The sequence below is a fragment of the Pseudonocardia sp. HH130629-09 genome (genome assembly GCF_001294645.1).
In the GTDB taxonomy this organism is placed as follows: domain Bacteria; phylum Actinomycetota; class Actinomycetes; order Mycobacteriales; family Pseudonocardiaceae; genus Pseudonocardia.
Window position 1 is genome coordinate 1383194 of sequence record NZ_CP011868.1, and the last position, 16786, is coordinate 1399979.

A 16786-nucleotide genomic window follows, 5' to 3' on the forward strand; every position below is an offset into this window, starting at 1 on the left:
TACCTCGACCTTAACCTATCGCGATTAACGTGCCGAGACGATCAGGTCGTGGACCGTGGCGGCGACTATGCTGGGGAACCGGCGCTCCAGCCTGGCAATACTCATGCATTCCTGCTCAGACCCGAATCCGCGAGTAGGTCATGAGCTGATCTTGGTCGGCCAAAGTTGATGTTGCTTGGGTCGGGAGTTGGGTGGTGGGCAAGCGGGCGGCCCGAGTGTCGCCTCGGGTGGCGGGTTCCTGTGCTGGTCGGGGCCGGTGCGGCCGGGTCAGGACGGAGCGGGCAGGGCGCGGACGCGGGCGAGGACCTCGGCGAGTAGGTGCTCGCCGGGTGGTAGGCGCAGGGTGAGGCCGCGGGCGTGGCGCACGAGGCGGGCGGGGATGGTGATCAGCCGCCGGCGCAGGGTGGCGATCATGGCCTGGCCGCCGCGGACGCCGTGCCCGACCAGGCGCCCGTCGCGGGTGCGGGCGGTGAGGTGGTGCAGCCACCCGCTGGTGGTGGCGGCCAGGAGTGCGCCCCACATCCAGGCTCGGTTCACCGCGAGGTGTCCGGAGGGGAGGTGGCGCAGCGCGGCGCCGTGCTTGGTGTCGCGGAACAGGTTCTCCACCTTCGTGCGGTGGCGGTACCAGTACTCGGCCTGCGCGGCTGCGGCAGGTGTGGAGACGTCGAGGTTGGTCACGATGAACGAGTAGGCGAACACCCCGTCGACCTTGGCCACCGTAGCGAGGTCGTCGAGCGGGAGCGCCCGCTGGGCGGGGTGCAGGGTGCGTCGGCGCCGCGCTCGCGGGTCACCGGAGACCTGGCCGTGGTCCAGGTCGAGCCGGACCCGACGGATCAGCAGCTGGGTCGCTGCGGGCCACCAGTTCGGGCAATAGTCGGCCACCGCGACCTGCGCGCCGGTCATGTCGATCGCGTCGGTCCACCCGTCGGCCGCGACGCCGTCGAGGATGCGCCACAGCGGCGCGATGCGTCGGGCGCCGATGGCGAACTCCACGCCGACGAACAGGGCTGCGCGGGCGAGCTGCCCGGCGAAGTAGCCCGCGTCCGCACGCACGCGGACTCGCCCCGCCCGCGCCTGCGCGGGGAGCGCGGCCAGCGCCCGGTAGAACAGCTCGGCGCTGGTGGCGCGGGGGTCATCCCGGCCCGAACCGAGGTCAGCGGCCAGCACCACCGCGGTGTCGGCCCAGGTCGCGACGTGCGGGCGGGCGACCCGCTGGCCTTGGTGGTTGAACGCCACGCCCTGCTTGAGCCGGCCGTAAACCTCGACATCGGTGGTGTCCAGATCGATCGTCACGTCCGCCGTCAGCTGCTCGGCCCGGTCCGGGTCGACCTGGGCGAGCAGGTCCAGCGCGGTGGTGTGCACGTCACCGAGCCCGGTCTCCACCGCCGCCCACTGCCCCTCGATGAACTTGCGCGCGAGCCCGGCGGCGGTCGTGGACGCCAACCCCGGCACCGGCGTGAGTGCCTGCCCGGCGGTGTCGGCGCGGTGCCGGTCCAGCCCGACCAGGAAGTCCTCCCCGCACAGCTGCGCCGCCGACATGCCGACCAGCATCTGCCCGGCGCTGCACCCGCGGTCGCGGTCCTTGATGGGCCCGACCGCGGCGTCGAGCTTGTCGATGATCCCGAGCCGGTCGATCAGTTCGGTCACCGCGGCCAGCCCGGAGAACCTGGTCAGCGCCGCGTCCGGCGCGCCGAGACGCACCCGCGCACACCGCGGGCGTCGCTTGCGTACTGTTCGCACCTGATAGGTGTCCTCTCAACCCGCAATGTCGTGTCGTCGCAAACACGATCATCGCAGGTCAGCGGGCACCTATCGCCATCTCCCCAGTCCGGACACCAGCGCTACTCGCGGATTCGGGTCAGAGAAGATCGCTGATCTGGGCATTCAAGCCTCGGAGTAGTGCGTCCATCGCCCGCTCGAATTGATCGGTCCAACTGTCGGTCTCGGTGCCCGGAAGGCTAGCGAGAGTGGGGTACCGATCGTTGTGGTCGTGCAGATGTTGGTGCATGGCCCGTCGGGCGGTCGTCTCGTCCTGGTAGTGCCAGGCACTCTCGGTCGCTGTGCTGCCGATAACTAGGTTGCTGACGCTTGCAGCGGCCGCGACGAGGGCGGGTCCACGGAACCCAGCCTGGTGCAAACTGCAGTAGACGAACTCGGAGCGCTGGAGCGCTTGCGGGCCTAGTAGCGGGCGGGAAGCTGCCAGTGCTCCGGCCCAAGGGTGGCGAAGCAGTGCGGCACGTAGCTCGCGCATGAACCGGGCGATGTCGTCGGTCCACCGACCACTCGGGCGCTCCGGTAGGTCGAGTTCGCTGAATACGGTGTCGATAGCGAGGTCAAGCAAGTCATCTCGGGTGGAAACGTGCCAGTAGAGCGAGGTTGCGTGCACACCGAGCCGGTTGGCCAGCGCCCGCAGGCTCAGCGCAGCGTGGCCACCGTCGTCGAGCAGGGTGACGGTTGCGCGGGCGATCTCGTTGCGGCTGAGGCTTCCAGTGGAGCGAGCTGGTGGGCGTACGCGAAACCAGATCGCTCCGGGGACGGAGGGCTCGGTGTCCGCCTTCTTCGGACTCACCCCAGCAGTGTAGGACCGTACCGTGATAGCCCTTTACTGTAGGACCAGGAGGGAGAGTTTAGTGAGCGAACGCACGCAACTTGGGGGCGATGGGCACCCGCGTCGGTGGTGGATCCTCGTAGCGATCTGCGCATCGTTACTGATTGTCGTCGTCGACAACACCGTGCTGTCAGTGGCGTTGCCGGCGATCGCGGAGGCGTTCGGCGCGGGCACTGCGACGCTGCAGGCGGTGGTCGACGCCTATGTCGTCGTCTTCGCGGGGCTTCTGGTGACCGCCGGTGTTGCAGCTGACCGGTACGGCCGCCGACGGGTGTTGCTGGTCGGCTTGGTCGTGTTCGCCATGGCCTCGGCGGCCGCTGGGCTGGCCGGAGCAGTGTGGATACTGGTTGGCGCGCGGGCAGTGATGGGAATCGGCGCGGCGCTAGTCATGCCAGCGACACTCGCAATCCTGGTGCAGGTGTTCCCCGAGCACGAGCGCCCGCGTGCGTTCGCTGCGTGGGCCGCGGTGGCTGCGGTGGCGATGGCTGCGGGCCCAGTGCTAGGCGGGCTGTTGGTCGAACTCTGGTCCTGGGGCGGAGTGTTTTGGATCAATGTGCCCCTTGCCCTCGGAGCGGTAGCCGTAGTCGCAGCTCTCGCCCCCGAATCTCGCGACCCCGACGCTGGACGCCTGGACTCGGTGTCCGCGGTTCTGGTCACTGCTGGAATAAGCTCGGTTGTCCTGACCGTACTGGTCCTGGGCGAGAATGGCTCGCTGATCATCGCGTGGAGCGCCGGGATTCTAGCGGTTCTTGGGTTGGGATGGTTCACTCGAAGGCAGCTGCGTTCATCGGCGCCGATGGTCGAGTTCGCCCTGTACCGTGATCCGCGCTTCGCAGGTGGCAGCGTCGCGGCGGCCGTTCTGACTCTCGGGACCGGCAGCGCACTCTTTGTTCTGACCCAGTATCTGCAGCTCGTGCGTGGCCAGAGCGCGTTGGAAGCTGGGGTATCGCTAGTTCCACTGGCTCTCAGTATCGTCATCGCCTCAATCATCGGAGGACGAAGCGCGACCAGGGTCGGGCCACGTATCTGTATTGTGAGTGGCTTCGTCGTGGTGACCGCAGGATTCCTACTGCTCGCCATGCTAGGTCCGTCTAGCTCGTACCCGCACGTCGCGGCCGGTCTGGCGCTGCTCGGGCTCGGTGCTGGGTTTTCTGGCCCCGCCGTGACCAGTGTGGTTCTCGGCGCGGTCCCTCGACATCGCGCCGGTATGGGATCTGGCCTGCATGACACCCACCAGCAGCTCGGCATTGCAATCGGTGTGGCCGTGATGGGGGCGATCTTGACCTCGGTTTATCGCAGCAGGATGGTGGATCTTGTCGGAGTTGAGGACGGAGCGCTGGCCCTCACTCTGCTCCGAGGCGACGCAAACCTTGCTCGGGCTGGCACAGAGGCCTTCGTTGCTGCGCAGTCGACGACCATGATTGTTGCCGCGGGGTGCGCGGCTAGCGGCGCACTGATCGCCGCGCTGGTTCTCCGCTCGCGTCGAACGAGCCGAGCGAAGACAGCACCTGTGTAATCGCAATAGAGGTGGATGATTGTGGCATCGTCGAGCGGGCGGCCCTCCTGACTGAAAATCGACGTCCTGATACTAATGATCTCTTCTTACGGCAAGTGCCGGTTGCTATCAGAGGGGTATTGAGATGGGCAGAACGATCCGCACTACAGACAACGTCTTCGTCCGACCGCTCATAACGCAAGATGCGCCACAGGTCATGCGCCTAGCGCGTAGCGCCGGAAATCTCGATATAAACTCCCTATACGGCTATATCCTGCTATGTCGAGACTTCGGGTCGACGTCGGTAGCGGCCGTCGATGGTGCGAGACTCGCTGCCTTCGTCCTGGGTTATCGGCGCCCGACGAACGAATCGATCTACTTTGCCTGGCAGTGGGCGGCGGATCCCGCCTATGGTGCGACGGGTTTCACTGTCCGTGTGCTCCGTGAGGTCTTAGAGGCGCAACGACCTTCCGTTCGGAGGTTTGAGACAACCGTGCGCGCAGGAAGTTGTACTGGAGCGCACACCGTGGAGCGGCTCGCGCGAACCTACGGTGCCGATGTCGTAGTACGAGAAGAGTTTGGTGCGGAACTTCTTGGGCAGGAACATGGCGCTGAGTACTTACACGCCTTCAATCTAGTATGCACAGGTGGTTAGCCATCGGGATCCCAAGCTTGGAATGAGTGAAGATCGTAACCAACGCGCTCCGCCCGAGCCTGTCCGCGCGGCAAGCCGCGGTCGATCGCGCCACCGGCTGCCTACGGGGCGTTGGAGTCAACCCGGACCTCCTGCTGTGACGGGCATGCGCGCCGAGCACCTCGACGGGCTGGATTCGCGGACCTGAGTACGTATGGTCCGGGGGAGCCCGAGAGATCTCCGGGAACGGATCGATCATCGCTGCTGGCGAGGTCGTCAGCCCAGGCTGAGCTCGACGCCGCCGTTGCGGACGTCGTCGGCGGTGAAGGTGACCTGTCCGTGGTGGCTGATCTCCACCGTGTAGAAGTCCGAGACCGGTATGTCGTCGACGGTGAAGGGGAAGATGCAGCTGTAGGAACTGCGCTGTCCGGCATCGAGGCGACCGAGTCCGGCGATCGCCCCGCTCGCGTCGCGAATGGTGACCGCGATGCCCTCGGGGATGTCGTCGTAGCCGCCATAGGTGCTGGGCCACTCTCACGATCTCCGGCGCCTGTCGCTCTTGGATCGAGCGTCGATGATGCGGGTCGGATCAGTGTGCGTGATAGCCCGTGTGCGTGTTGGCGCTGATGAAGTCGTTGAGTTGCTCGCGGCTCACATACCGCCGAGAGCCGATCATGACGTGTGCGATCTCGCCTCGGTTGATCAGCTCGTATGCTGATGGCGCAGCGCCGAAGTTCTCGAAGCTGGTCACTGACCTGCACCTATTCGACTACGTCCAGGAACATCTCGCCGGAGCCGTGAGGACTGTCGACGACATTGTCTCCCTCGGCCCCGATACCGCGGCCTGCTGAAGAACGTCACTGGACAGGCTGCCCTTGGACTGGTGGACGTTCATGATGTAGAGCCCGCCGGGCTCCTTTGCCGCTGGTGTGTCGCGGCGCGCGCTGCGCGTTCGGTAGAACACCGCTCACGGAGAGCCAAGTGGACGCTATCCGACTTGCCCGCGCGTACGGCGAGAGCGTGGTCTCCCTATGCCGCCGGTTCGATGTGCATCGAATGACGGTGTGGTCGCACACCAAGGACTTGCTGTGACACGACCGCGCCTGACGGCACCTCCGCGTCGCTCTGCGGCGGCGACCGGCAGATTCACCGTGGTGATCAGCCCGTCGCCGAGTCCGGCTGCGAGGTGGAGCGAGCCCGATGAGCCACGGCGACGCTGTCAACCTACTTCTTCCGCAGGTTCAGGTTAAGATTTCCGCAGGAACACCGGAGCTCTTCCTCCTTCCCGGGGATGCCAAGAACGTAGACCCACCCGTCGCAGGCATCGTTGCTGCAGGTAAACAGTTCGAGGAATTGCTTGCAGGCTTCTACGACCGGTACGAAGTCTTCTTTCGTCATGGTCGCCCAGTCATTGTTATGCACTAGGGCGTTGATCGCCCAGTTCTCTCCGTCCTGCGCAAGGATCGCTTTCGCTCGCTCGCCCCTCAGCACTTCGACCCTTTGCTTTGCGGTGTCGTTGTTCCACGAGTTCGCCGAGGCGGTCGCCTTCTTGAGCAGATCTCCATGCCGGCCTTTGACCGCTGAGAAGAAGGATGAGAGGTCGTAGTTGTTGTCGGCACGGAATACGACCTGGCCTTGGATACTCGCAGCGACATCGGCCAGCGACGACTCCAGATTGCGTCGCAGCTTATGAGCCGCGCCGGGAACATCGTCGTTGGCCAGGTCGGTTTCGATCTGGGTCCAGAAGTCGACGCCTTGACCGTAGAACGGTCCCCCATCGACGGTCCAGCCGTGGAACCGAGCGAGCGAACGTCGAGCGATGAGGCCTGAAGACTGCATCTGTCGCGCCCAGACCTCATCGTGAGTCGTCATGATGAACTGGACGTCGGGGAAGATCTCTTTGAGTAGTTTGCAGAACTGTCGTCGATGGTTGGCGTCTACGGAGGTCACTACGTCGTCGAGGACGGCGAGCCGGAAGTCGGACTTGAGGAGCTGCCTGATCAGGGCCAGGTAGAGGCAAACCCCCATTCCGTCCTGGTGGCCTTCGCTGTGGTAGGCCATCGGTGGGAACATTCCGAGCCCGTAGAAGTCGACTTCGAGGTCGAGCTTCCCGGCGGTCGGAGACAGTCCTGCCTTGAAGGATGACTCGTCGTCGGAGTTGATCTGCCGATAGAAGTTGCTGAAGTCCGCTTCGACGGTCTTGTACAGCGTCGTCAGTGCCGCGTCTGCCACGGAGTTGTACGTCTCGTACACCGCGTTGGCTGCTTTGTGCGCTGCGGTCGTCTTGGTCGCTTTTGCCCGCGATTGGCGTAGTTGTGTCCAACGATCTTGGGCAACAGTGAGGAATGTCCGTGCGGCCTGGGTCGCGGTCTGGTCCGGCATTGCTTCGATCGTCGCTCGTAGCGCCTTGAGTCCGTCGGGGATCGGCGACGGAATGGACAAGGGTCCGGTGGTGACGCGCTCGGACTCGTCGCGGACGGACTCGACTGTCGTCAGCTTCGCTTCGAATGCGGCAAGGTCGTTCGACCATTCCAAGAGGGACGTCTGCAACGCAGCAGAGTGCCCCATTGTGACGGCGTGCGGCTGTGCTGCCTGGATCAGGGACCGCACGCTGCGAAGCTGCCCGATCACCTTGCCCGCCGCGGCCTGTATGCGCTGCTGGAGCTTCGCGGCTGTCTCGGACCGAGCGAGCTTGTCGTTCAGATGTTGCCGCAGTGATGCAACGTCGGGCCACTCCAGGTCGCACAGCGGACAGGCGGTACTGATCACCAATGGAAGGCCAGTCTCGACCAACTGGCGGTGCTTGAGCGAATCGAGGACTGCGGGGTCGGCATCGAGCTCGGTTAGCGCCGCGCCCAGGTCGCTCGCTGCGTTGTCCAGGTCTTCGTGCCCAGCCAAGTAGTCGATGACGGCTTCAATGTCCCGGATGGCCGACGCCCGGTTGAAGGTGCTTTGACTGTCTTCAGTCTTGGCTCCGGCGCTGAGGTCGGTCTCAAGGGTGGTTGCTGGCAACGTTTCGAGGCCGAGCACTTCACGGTTCTTGTTGACCGCTACCGCGACCTCGCTTGGCAGCAGATCACTGATGTCGAGACCGCGTCTGACGGCATCTTCTGCAGACTTCACGGCGTCGTCCGCGCTTCTGGCGGCAGCGCTCGTCTTGTTGCGAGCCGTGTTGAGTAGGCGACGCGTCTCGTCGATGCGATCGAGCTTGAGGAGCGCCTGCACCTCTTGGGCGCGTTTCCCGGGCTCGGTGTTGACGTACTTGATGACTTCGCGTCGAGACAGGATCAGTTCAGGATGACCTGCGGCCCACTGGACGGCTGCGAGAAGCTCAGGGGTTTCGGGCACGAGGGTGAACTGACCTGCGGTCTTCACGCTGCGCGTGAGAGTGCCGGTCTGTCCGCTGGCAGGGTGCGTGAAGGTCAGGGTGACTCTCGCTGCGGCTGGGTTGTCGCGCTGGTGCACGTGTGGTGCGTGCTTCGCGACTGAGATTCCACCTGTGCCGGCTCCGCTGAGGCGAGCAACGTTTCCCGTCAATGCGAAGTCGATGGCATCGATCACGCCGCTCTTGCCTGATCCGTTCGGGCCGACCACGATGAAGGAGCTGCTATCCATGTCGAGTTCGAGGTCGCGGATACCGCGGAACTCTTCGATGCAGAGTTTCTGAACCTGGATCACAGTGCTGACTCACCGCTCGCGTCGGTGTAGAGCACGACGAGCTGGTCCGGCTTCGGAAGCTTGTCCGCTGCGAGCAGCTCCGCAAGGCTCTCCGTGATCTGAGATGGCACGTCATCGAGTGCGGTCAGTTCCGCGAGGAAGGTTTCTAAGACCTGAGATTCGATACCCGCCACTCCGAGCCCCTTTGCTTGCGACGGCGGCGGGACAGCTCCGGCCGCCTACTGCTGATGGCAAGGGAATTCTACCGTCGCGACGCGGCCGGAAGCGGGGGAACGCATGTCCTCTTGCAGCTCGGGGGAAGCATTGCCAGCCAGCGATGCTGCCCATCGACGACACCAGCTGTCACCGCTAGAGTGCGAGACGCGGATCAAGATCGTCGTGCCTAGATTTCAGTCATCCGACTCCGCTGAACCCGGGGCACCCCACGCCACTCCGGGAAACCGGGGGAAGCTCACGGCGATGGTGCAGCTCGGCGGTGCCCCGCGGGTGACGGGTGGGTTGGTCGAGGCGCGGGCCGCGTCGGAGGTGCCGCGAGTGCTGCGGCTCCGCGTCGGGCCGGTCGCGTTCGACCTGTGTGATGCTGCCGCCTTCACCGCCACGCTCGCCGCGTGGCGGCAGGCTGTGATCCTGCTCGCGATCGACGGTCCGGACCTCGTCTGACGATGCCCGCCTTGTGGATGGGCTGGCCCGGCCGCTGGTGCGGCCGGGCCTCGCTGCGTCATGGTGGCCGGTATGGGAACGGTGGCGTGGCGGGTCGGGGTGCTGCGGCCGGACGCGGACAACGTCGACTGGACTGGCCGGGAGCCGAGCTGGGGTGGTCGACCACGCGCAGGCGCGCCCCGAATGAGTTGCATGAGGGGGGCATTGAGTTCCGGGTGGAGGTAGACGGGCTCCCGGCGGTCGTGTTCCCGGGCCTGCACGATGACGGCAGTGTGGACATGTCCGGGCTCGATGATGTCGTTCCGTCGAGCGGTACGAGCCCCTGTAGAAGCTGATGCACAGCTCCGCCGGGGTCGGGGGTCCGACGATCAAGCGTGCTCAAGGCCGCACGGCCGAGCCCTGTGGGCCGGCAGTAGCGGGGAGGCTGCGGAGTTCTGGCTCGGGGTGCTGACCGACCTGCGTAACCGCGGTGTCCGCGATGTGTTCTTCCTGGTCTGCGACGGGTTGAAAGGCCTGCCCGAGGTGGTGGAGAACGTGTGGCCGCAGACCATCGTGCAGACATGCATCGTGCACCTGATCAGGAACTCGTTCCGGTTGACCTCGCGGCGCGACACCGATGCGATCAAACGCGGCATTCGCGCGATCTACACCGCACCCACCGCCGACGCCGCTCTCGCTGCTCTCGATGACCTCGACGAGAAATGGGGTCGAACCTATCCGGCGATGATCCGGTTGTGGCGCAACGCCTGGACCGAATTCGTTCCGTTCCTCTACTACCACACTGAGATCCGTGCCGTGTTGTGCTCGACGAACGCGATCGAATCACTCAACGCCCGCTACCGCCGAGCGGTACGAGCGCGAGGGCATTTCCCCAGCGAGGCGGCCGCGTTGAAATGCCTGTATCTTGTGACCCGCAGCCTCGACCCGACCGGGCGAGGCCGCGCACGGTGGACGATCCGCTGGAAGCCGGTGATCAACGCCTTCGCGATCACTTTCAGTGACCGCTGGCCGTCCGCCGAGCACTACTGACCAACAACGCCGGAACCACCGTTCCTGTTACAGACCCCACCTACTGGGAAAGGCTCAGTGCGCGAGCAGCACTTCCAGCTCGTCGTCGACCCGGCGCAGGAAGACGACATCGGCCAGCTCACCGGTGCCGTCGTCGTCGATGACGAGTTCCCAGTCGGACTCGGCGGACAGGACCTGGATGGCGCGGTGCTGGACGGTGGCCGGATCTCGCTCCGGGCCTTGCGACTCACGTTTGATCTCGACTCCGGACCAGTCGAACACCTCAATCGAGTCGGTGGGGAACAGCCGACGCTCGCGGTCCGGCTGCAGGAGATAGCCTTGCTCGACCAGGACGAGCTCGTCCTCGAACGTGACCAGCAGCCCGTGAGCGGTGAGGAACGCCGCGAGGCTGCCGCGCCCGGACGGTGTCGTGATGACTCCATCCTCGCCGACCGGACTGATCCTCGGCGGCTCGTTCTCGTTGAACTCGAACGCGAACCCGAGCGACCACTCCGGGGTTCGCAGCTCGAACTGCAATGGACCGTCCGCCGCGTGCGCGGTCAGCGCGAGCTCGGTGTCGAGCAGCGAGAACTCCGCCCCACTGTGCAAGACCTTGCGCGTCTCGCTCATAGTCGCGACAAGATGGTGCGGCCACTCGATCGATAGCGGCACGTGCGGCGGGCGCTCGGTGGCTGGCTGCGGGAGCAGAAAGCCCGACATCACGGTGTCCAGCGAGATCGACGTGTCGGAAATTACCGGGCCCACGAGCCGCGCCCACTGGACCCAATCGTGGATGTCGTGCGCTTGTTCGTGGCTCCACACCCGTCCCTTCCGGGACGCTCCGAAGCTTACGGCCCGCCCGTCGGTGAATCCGTGCGCGAAGATGTTGGTCTTCATCTTCGTTCCGCCCTCGCCGCGCCAGGCGTGGAGGACGTCCTGCCCGACGTGCATGGAGAACCGTCTGTTCCGGCTGACCGAGTCGAGGAGACCGACGTTGGTCGGGATCCGACGCTGCACCTGCGCAAGGATCCGGTAGACGCTCTCCCCTTTCACCAGGGTGACACCGTCGCCGCAGACAGTTCTCGCGATGTCCTCGTGAAGCGAGTCGTTGTCGGTGCTGTTGATATAGAGGAATCCGGCAGAGTCGTCGAGATAGACCACGTAGAGGTGGTGGACGAGTTCGTTGAAACTCGCGAAGTCTCCCCACCGGACCGGCGTGGCCTGCCGCGAGACCCACCATACGACCTGGCCGCTGTTGTTGATACCCAACTGCGTGGTCAGCAGTCGGTCCTCGAACAGGTCGTATACGCCCTCCGGCCGCCACGGCGGCGTGGTCGGCGTCTGGTAGACGACCGTGCTCATCTTGGGGTGGATGCTTCGCATCGCCACCTCGCGGGGCAGAGAACCGAAGCCCCGCTCGAAGTCTGATCGGGCCCTCTCCCGTCCGACGCCGCGCTCGGTCAGGTCCTGAATGATCTCGTTCCAGTCCGCGTCCTCGCCGTAAAGCTTGCGGAGTCGTTCGTCGACGCCGGTCACCTGCAGTGGCACGAACGCGGAAGCCTCACCCAGGGCTCCGCCACCGGTACGGGTGAAGCGCCCGATGAACTGGAGTGTGACGGCGAGACTCTTCTGCGGATCGTGGATGGCTGCGATCTTGAGCTTCGGCAGGTCGAAACCCTCACCGAGCATGTTGACGCACACCACGATTCGGCAGTCCTGTCCGAGCCTGTCCCGGCGCTTACGGCGGGTCGAGTCCGCGAGTCCGGTGTCGATGCGCAGCGGGTGCAGATCTGGTGCGAGTTCCTCGTACAGCGCGACGACCTGCTTAGCGCGTTCCACCGAACTCACACGTGCCATCAGCAAGTGGTCATAGCCCGCGTCCAGGTCCACCCGCAGCTGTCCGACCGCGGCGGTCGCGACCGCGCGATCGGGGTCGGAAAGGTCGATGATGGACCGATAGTTGATCCGCGCGAAGTACCCGTGCTTCTGGGCGAGTCGCAACGGATATGCATAGGCGACGCGACCACCCAGGTGCCGGCCGTCCTCACGGTAGGGCGTAGCGGTGAACTGGACTACCTCGCGATCGGAGAAAAGATCGACGATCTCCCGCCATGTCCGCGCGCCGACGTGGTGCGCCTCGTCGACGAACAAGCGTGTGCAACCACCCGTGAGCCGCATGCGAGCAGGCTCAGAGCATTTGTCGAGCGCCTGAGCCGTCGCCACGACGACGTTGGTGCCGTCGAGCAGCTCATCGACCTCCTCCACCGTTGTCAAGCCGCTGCTGAGCACCAGTACGACCGGGCATAGGAAGTCGCCTACGACGGCTCCCACCTCGGGGAGCACTCCGAGGGTCACGAACTTCTCGGCGATCTGAGTACGCAGCGCGTCCGACGGAACGACGACCATCGTCCGCGACGGCTCGTAGCAGTACGCCGCGAGCATCGTCTCCGTCTTGCCGGTGCCGGTCGGCATCACAATGGTGATCGGCTCGGCCTCCTCGGTGGACCGGTGGGCGAGAACCGCATGCAGGGCACCGAGCTGAGGCGTCCGCAGGCCGCGCGCCGCACTCGACTCCTCCACGAACCTGAAGCTTCCCGCCAGAGCGTCCGCGACCACGTGGACGTCCTTCGGTTCTTGACCGTGCGCCCCTGGGCCTTCGCGAAGCCACCACAGCTCCCCGCCGCTGACAACGCGACGCTCGATCTCCGCCACCAGGACGCGCCTCCTCCTTCAGTGCAGGTTCGTCGGTCCACGTCACATCCGGCGGCGACGAGGTGACGGTCAGAGGCCGTCGCCAAGTCAGCTCAACCGATTCACGGATAGCTACGATCGAGAACGCTACGTCACCCCACTGGGTGCGTGCGGCGGCCTGCAGCAGCCACCTCTCGACATTTCGGCGAGCGGGCAGTTGTACGACGTAAGCGGACACAGCGGACAGCCAGTATGTCGGTGGACTGCGATGGGAGGCAGGTTCGGACGGAAACAGGTACAGACCGATCAGCTCGACTCGGGCTCGTGGCGCTGCTGCGCGAACAGACCCAGGGCCTACGGCTACTCGACCGCCGGCTCGCGGGCCGACCGATCTACGCGCAAGCGGTCGCGCATGTCGAGACGATGCAGCGGCTCGTGCGGTACGCCTTACCGAGCGCCGACCGGGAGACAGCGGCCGACGAGCTCGGCCAGGCCGCGGCTCTCCCGGGTCGGCAGGCCCTGGACATGGGGCGCCTCGACGACGCGTGGCGCCTCCACGAGACGGCCACCGCAGCTGCGCTCGAGGGCGGCGGAGCCGCGGGTCTCGGGTACGCGCGAGCGCAGCAGGGGTTCGTCCTGCTCGACGCCGGGCGGGTGGCCGATGCGCACGCGCTCATCCGCTCGGCACGCGTACGCGACGCGACGCGGTGATCAGCCCACGTTGCGCAGGTACCGCTCCAACGCGTCACGGGCGATCTCCGACACCGACCGACCCTCCGCCGCGGCGCGCTGTTCAGCCTGCGTCCGCACTTGCTCGGGCACCCGGAACGACACCCGTGGCGAATGCTTGCCGACCTCACCGAGCGCCGGCCGCCCCGGACGCACCAGCTGGAGCGCCTCCTCCGCGGCGCGCTCGGCATACTTGTTGGTGACGCGCCGGCCTTGCCGGTCGCGCACATCCTCAGCGTCGAGATCGACGTCCGGGGCCACCTCATGGTGATCCTTCATCGCTTCCTCCTCAACGCCGTCGGCAGGACATGGATGACCAGCCACTCATCCGGCAGATCGAGCGCGACGACCTCCAACTCGATCCCGCGATCGTCGGGCCCGATCCACACGAGCCGAGCATCCGCCGTCTCCGTAGCCGACACAGCGACCGGGTCGACCGTCTCGATCACATACATCGCGTGCGCCTTGCCGATCCGGTGCCGGCGAGCTGGTCTCGTGAACCTCACCCGCACACCCACCATTGTGTCAGACATAATAAGGCTGTTGCAAGTGACATCCGGCGACGTCCGATGCCCCTGTCAACGGAACGCTCGTCATGTCAACGAGAGGCACAGAACCCACAACACGAGGCCGCGTGACACCAAGCCGAGGACCATACAGATCTGATTATGGATGTCGGCGCCGACATCTTTGCAGGTTAAAAATGGGTGGCCGAGGCAGGGTTCGAACCTGCGACCGCTCGGGTGTAAAGCGCGCGGGCGACACCGCACGACGCCTCTACCTGCGCCTCTGGTTGTGCCGCTGGCAGACATACCCGCCCCTCGTCACCTGGTTCACCACCAGTTCGCAACACGAATGACTCCACGGCCGCGACACCACGCTCCTCAGCTACAACGCCACGCACCGAGCGGCCTCGCATCAAGCAGTCGCCGGCGGCGGCGATCTCTGGGCTCGGCCGTGCGGCCTTGAGCACGCTTGATCGTCGGACCCCCGACCCCGGCGGAGCTGTGCATCAGCTTCTACAGGGGCTCGTACCGCTCGACGGAACGACATCATCGAGCCCGGACATGTCCACACTGCCGTCATCGTGCAGGCCCGGGAACACGACCGCCGGGAGCCCGTCTACCTCCACCCGGAACTCAATGCCCCCCTCATGCAACTCATTCGGGGCGCGCCTGCGCGTGGTCGACCACCCCAGCTCGGCTCCCGGCCAGTCCAGTCGACGTTGTCCGCGTCCGGCCGCAGCACCCCGACCCGCCACGCCACCGTTCCCATACCGGCCACCATGACGCAGCGAGGCCCGGCCGCACCAGCGGCCGGGCCAGCCCATCCACAAGGCGGGCATCGTCAGACGAGGTCCGGACCGTCGATCGCGAGCAGGATCACAGCCTGCCGCCACGCGGCGAGCGTGGCGGTGAAGGCGGCAGCATCACACAGGTCGAACGCGACCGGCCCGACGCGGAGCCGCAGCACTCGCGGCACCTCCGACGCGGCCCGCGCCTCGACCAACCCACCCGTCACCCGCGGGGCACCGCCGAGCTGCACCATCGCCGTGAGCTTCCCCCGGTTTCCCGGAGTGGCGTGGGGTGCCCCGGGAGCCGCGCCGCCGATCCGGCGGCCCGGCCCGGGGGATGTCCTAGGGCATGTCTCATAACCCGGCTGGTCGGGCCTGCGCGATGATCGGCAGTGTCGCGCCGTGCCGTCCTGACCGAAGCCCAGTGGGACCGGCTCGAGTCGTTGTCGCCCTCGTCGGACGGGATGCCGGGGCGCCCGTTCGCCGACCACCGCAGAGTGATCGAGGGGATCATCTACCGGTTCCGCTGCGGGCTGGCCTGGCGTGATGTCCCGGTCGAGTTCGGGCCGTGGCAGACCCTGGGAAAAGCCGCCGCCGCTTCTGCGGTGATGGCACCTGGGACCACGTTCTCGCAGCTCTGCTCGCCGATGCCGACTCCGCCCGTCTCGTGGACTGGGCCGTGTCGGTCGACTCGAAGATCATCCGCGCTCACCAACACGCCGCGACCCTGAAGAAAGACGCAGGGGGGGGCAGGATCGAACCACAAGCATCTGCTGATCGAGCCGCCCGATCACGCGTTGGGCCGCTCCCGCGGCGGTCTCGGCACGAAGATCCACCAGTTCGTTGACGGCCACGGCCGCCCGCTGGTCGTGCTCGTCGGCCCCGGCCAGGCCGGCGACGCCCCGATGTTCGCGCACCTGATGTCACATCTACGCGTCGGACGGGTCGGTCCGGGCCGGCCGCGGACCCGGCCCGAGCGGGTCCGCGCAGATAAGGCCTACTCCTAGCGCGCCATCCGCGCCCACCTGCGCGGACGACGGATCGTCGCGGTCATCCCGGAGCCGGCTGACCAGCAGGGTCACCGGAACGACACGGCTCACGCGGCGGCCGACCACCGGCGTTCGACCGGGTCGACTACCGCGACTGCAACGTCGTCGAACGCGAGTTCTGCAAGGTCAAGCAGTGGCGCGGCCTCACGACCCGCTACGACAAGCTCGCCCTGACCTTACGCGGCGCAACTGTACTGAAGGCCATCGTCACCTGGTGCGCGCTTCAGGAAACACCCTGGTTGTAGTCACCGGCCACGGGCCGTGAGTGGCACACCTTGAGGTAGTCCAGGAACGACGCCGGTCATCCGCCGACCAGACGCCGACCACGCCCGTTCCGCCGGCTCCGCCGGGCAACCGGGAGGTGCAGCGGCTCAGCGTGATGTGCAACGACGGCACCAATCCCACGGACCCCCGCGTGTGGTCGGACTTCGCGCGCCGGGCCGACGGGGTCGGGCGTGGTTTCGGCTCGCATTGGACCTATCTGTCCTTGGGGTGCGCGACGTGGCCTGGCGGGCCCGACCCGGACCGCTACACCGGGCCGTGGAACCGGGAGACGGCCGCGCCGGTGCTGGTGATCGGCAACCGGAAGGGTGATCCGGCGACGCCCTACGAGGACGCACGAACTACGTCTCGACTGCTGGCCGACGCCCGGCTGCTCACACTCGACTCGTTCGGACACGGCGCCCGTGGTGAGAGTGCCTGCATCGACGGGGCGTTGACCGCGTACTTCACCGACGGCACGCTGCCCGCCGAAGGGGCCGTCTGCGAACCGGACCGCGGGCCGTTCGACCCGGTGCCCTGAGCGTCGAAGTGCTCGGACCGCCGCCCAGCCTGTCGACGCAGAAGGTGGGCCGCCCGAGCCCCACGTGCACGACGACGTCGGCGGGCTCGTTCGTCGCGCCGAACGGTGCTGCTGCCGGTCGAGACGGTACCGATCTCG

13 protein-coding genes and 2 pseudogenes are annotated in these 16786 nt (G+C 66.2%); 6 read left to right on the forward strand and 9 right to left on the reverse strand.

Features of this window, described 5'->3' with window-relative positions; all coding sequences use genetic code 11:
- Positions 1–267: 267 nt before the first annotated feature.
- Complete coding sequence (locus XF36_RS06225) at positions 268–1701, reverse strand: IS1380 family transposase (RefSeq protein WP_060710862.1); 1434 nt, start codon at positions 1699–1701, stop codon at positions 268–270.
- A 157-nt stretch (positions 1702–1858) separates the two neighbouring features.
- Positions 1859–2569, reverse strand: coding sequence for a TetR/AcrR family transcriptional regulator (locus XF36_RS06230; RefSeq protein ID WP_060711255.1), 711 nt, complete (start codon positions 2567–2569; stop codon positions 1859–1861).
- Positions 2570–2630: 61 nt separating this feature from the next.
- Here XF36_RS06230 and XF36_RS06235 point away from each other — a divergent pair, with 61 nt between their 5' ends.
- Positions 2631–4124 (forward strand): MFS transporter, encoded by a 1494-nt coding sequence (locus XF36_RS06235; RefSeq protein ID WP_060711256.1) that lies wholly within the window; start codon positions 2631–2633, stop codon positions 4122–4124.
- Between the two features lie 1202 nt (positions 4125–5326).
- Here XF36_RS06235 and XF36_RS31350 read toward each other — a convergent pair.
- The 3 genes from XF36_RS31350 to XF36_RS32210 form a co-directional block, all read right to left on the reverse strand.
- A complete protein-coding gene (locus XF36_RS31350) occupies positions 5327–5488 on the reverse strand; it encodes a helix-turn-helix domain-containing protein (protein WP_145981278.1) in 162 nt (53 codons plus the stop codon).
- A gap of 473 nt (positions 5489–5961) precedes the next feature.
- On the reverse strand, positions 5962–8415 hold the full coding sequence (locus XF36_RS06245; protein ID WP_060711258.1) for an AAA family ATPase: 2454 nt from the start codon (positions 8413–8415) through the stop codon (positions 5962–5964).
- Positions 8412–8588: a hypothetical protein gene (locus XF36_RS32210; RefSeq protein WP_168169465.1), complete on the reverse strand. Its 177-nt coding sequence runs from the start codon at positions 8586–8588 to the stop codon at positions 8412–8414. The genes XF36_RS06245 and XF36_RS32210 overlap by 4 nt, the downstream gene beginning before the upstream one ends.
- Before the next feature lie 286 nt (positions 8589–8874).
- Here XF36_RS32210 and XF36_RS06250 point away from each other — a divergent pair, with 286 nt between their 5' ends.
- Both XF36_RS06250 and XF36_RS06255 read left to right on the forward strand, forming a co-directional pair.
- Complete coding sequence (locus XF36_RS06250; protein WP_060711259.1) at positions 8875–9075, forward strand: hypothetical protein; 201 nt, start codon at positions 8875–8877, stop codon at positions 9073–9075.
- A 399-nt stretch (positions 9076–9474) separates the two neighbouring features.
- Positions 9475–10104, forward strand: a pseudogene (locus XF36_RS06255) (IS256 family transposase); the annotation flags it as partial.
- Between the two features lie 54 nt (positions 10105–10158).
- Here the strand turns inward: XF36_RS06255 and XF36_RS06260 are convergent.
- A complete protein-coding gene (locus tag XF36_RS06260; protein ID WP_060711260.1) occupies positions 10159–12795 on the reverse strand; it encodes a DEAD/DEAH box helicase in 2637 nt (878 codons plus the stop codon).
- A 303-nt stretch (positions 12796–13098) separates the two neighbouring features.
- On the opposite strand from XF36_RS06260, the gene XF36_RS06265 reads away from it, so the two are divergent.
- Positions 13099–13485, forward strand: coding sequence for a hypothetical protein (locus XF36_RS06265; protein WP_060711261.1), 387 nt, complete (start codon positions 13099–13101; stop codon positions 13483–13485).
- On the opposite strand, the gene XF36_RS06270 is transcribed toward XF36_RS06265, so the two are convergent.
- The 3 genes from XF36_RS06270 to XF36_RS06280 all read right to left on the reverse strand — a co-directional run bounded on the left by XF36_RS06270 (position 13486) and on the right by XF36_RS06280 (position 15051).
- Positions 13486–13782 (reverse strand): ribbon-helix-helix protein, CopG family, encoded by a 297-nt coding sequence (locus XF36_RS06270; RefSeq protein WP_060711262.1) that lies wholly within the window; start codon positions 13780–13782, stop codon positions 13486–13488.
- Positions 13779–13958 carry a hypothetical protein gene (locus XF36_RS06275; protein ID WP_145981279.1) on the reverse strand — a complete coding sequence of 60 codons (180 nt, stop codon included), beginning with the start codon at positions 13956–13958 and terminating at the stop codon, positions 13779–13781. The genes XF36_RS06270 and XF36_RS06275 overlap by 4 nt, the downstream gene beginning before the upstream one ends.
- Before the next feature lie 892 nt (positions 13959–14850).
- Complete coding sequence (locus XF36_RS06280) at positions 14851–15051, reverse strand: hypothetical protein (RefSeq protein ID WP_060711259.1); 201 nt, start codon at positions 15049–15051, stop codon at positions 14851–14853.
- Between the two features lie 138 nt (positions 15052–15189).
- On the opposite strand from XF36_RS06280, the pseudogene XF36_RS32215 reads away from it, so the two are divergent.
- Positions 15190–16091 (forward strand): annotated as a pseudogene (locus XF36_RS32215) (IS5 family transposase).
- 170 nt (positions 16092–16261) lie between these two features.
- Complete coding sequence (locus tag XF36_RS06290) at positions 16262–16648, forward strand: alpha/beta hydrolase (protein ID WP_060711265.1); 387 nt, start codon at positions 16262–16264, stop codon at positions 16646–16648.
- Positions 16649–16786 lie beyond the last annotated feature (138 nt).

Coding starts and splice junctions, on each gene's coding strand:
- XF36_RS06250 (WP_060711259.1), top strand. CDS start 8,875: ATGGTGCAGCTCGGCGGTGCCCCGCGGGTGACGGGTGGGTTGGTCGAG.
- XF36_RS06280 (WP_060711259.1), bottom strand. CDS start 15,051: ATGGTGCAGCTCGGCGGTGCCCCGCGGGTGACGGGTGGGTTGGTCGAG.
- XF36_RS06275 (WP_145981279.1), bottom strand. CDS start 13,958: ATGTATGTGATCGAGACGGTCGACCCGGTCGCTGTGTCGGCTACGGAG.
- XF36_RS06270 (WP_060711262.1), bottom strand. CDS start 13,782: ATGAAGGATCACCATGAGGTGGCCCCGGACGTCGATCTCGACGCTGAG.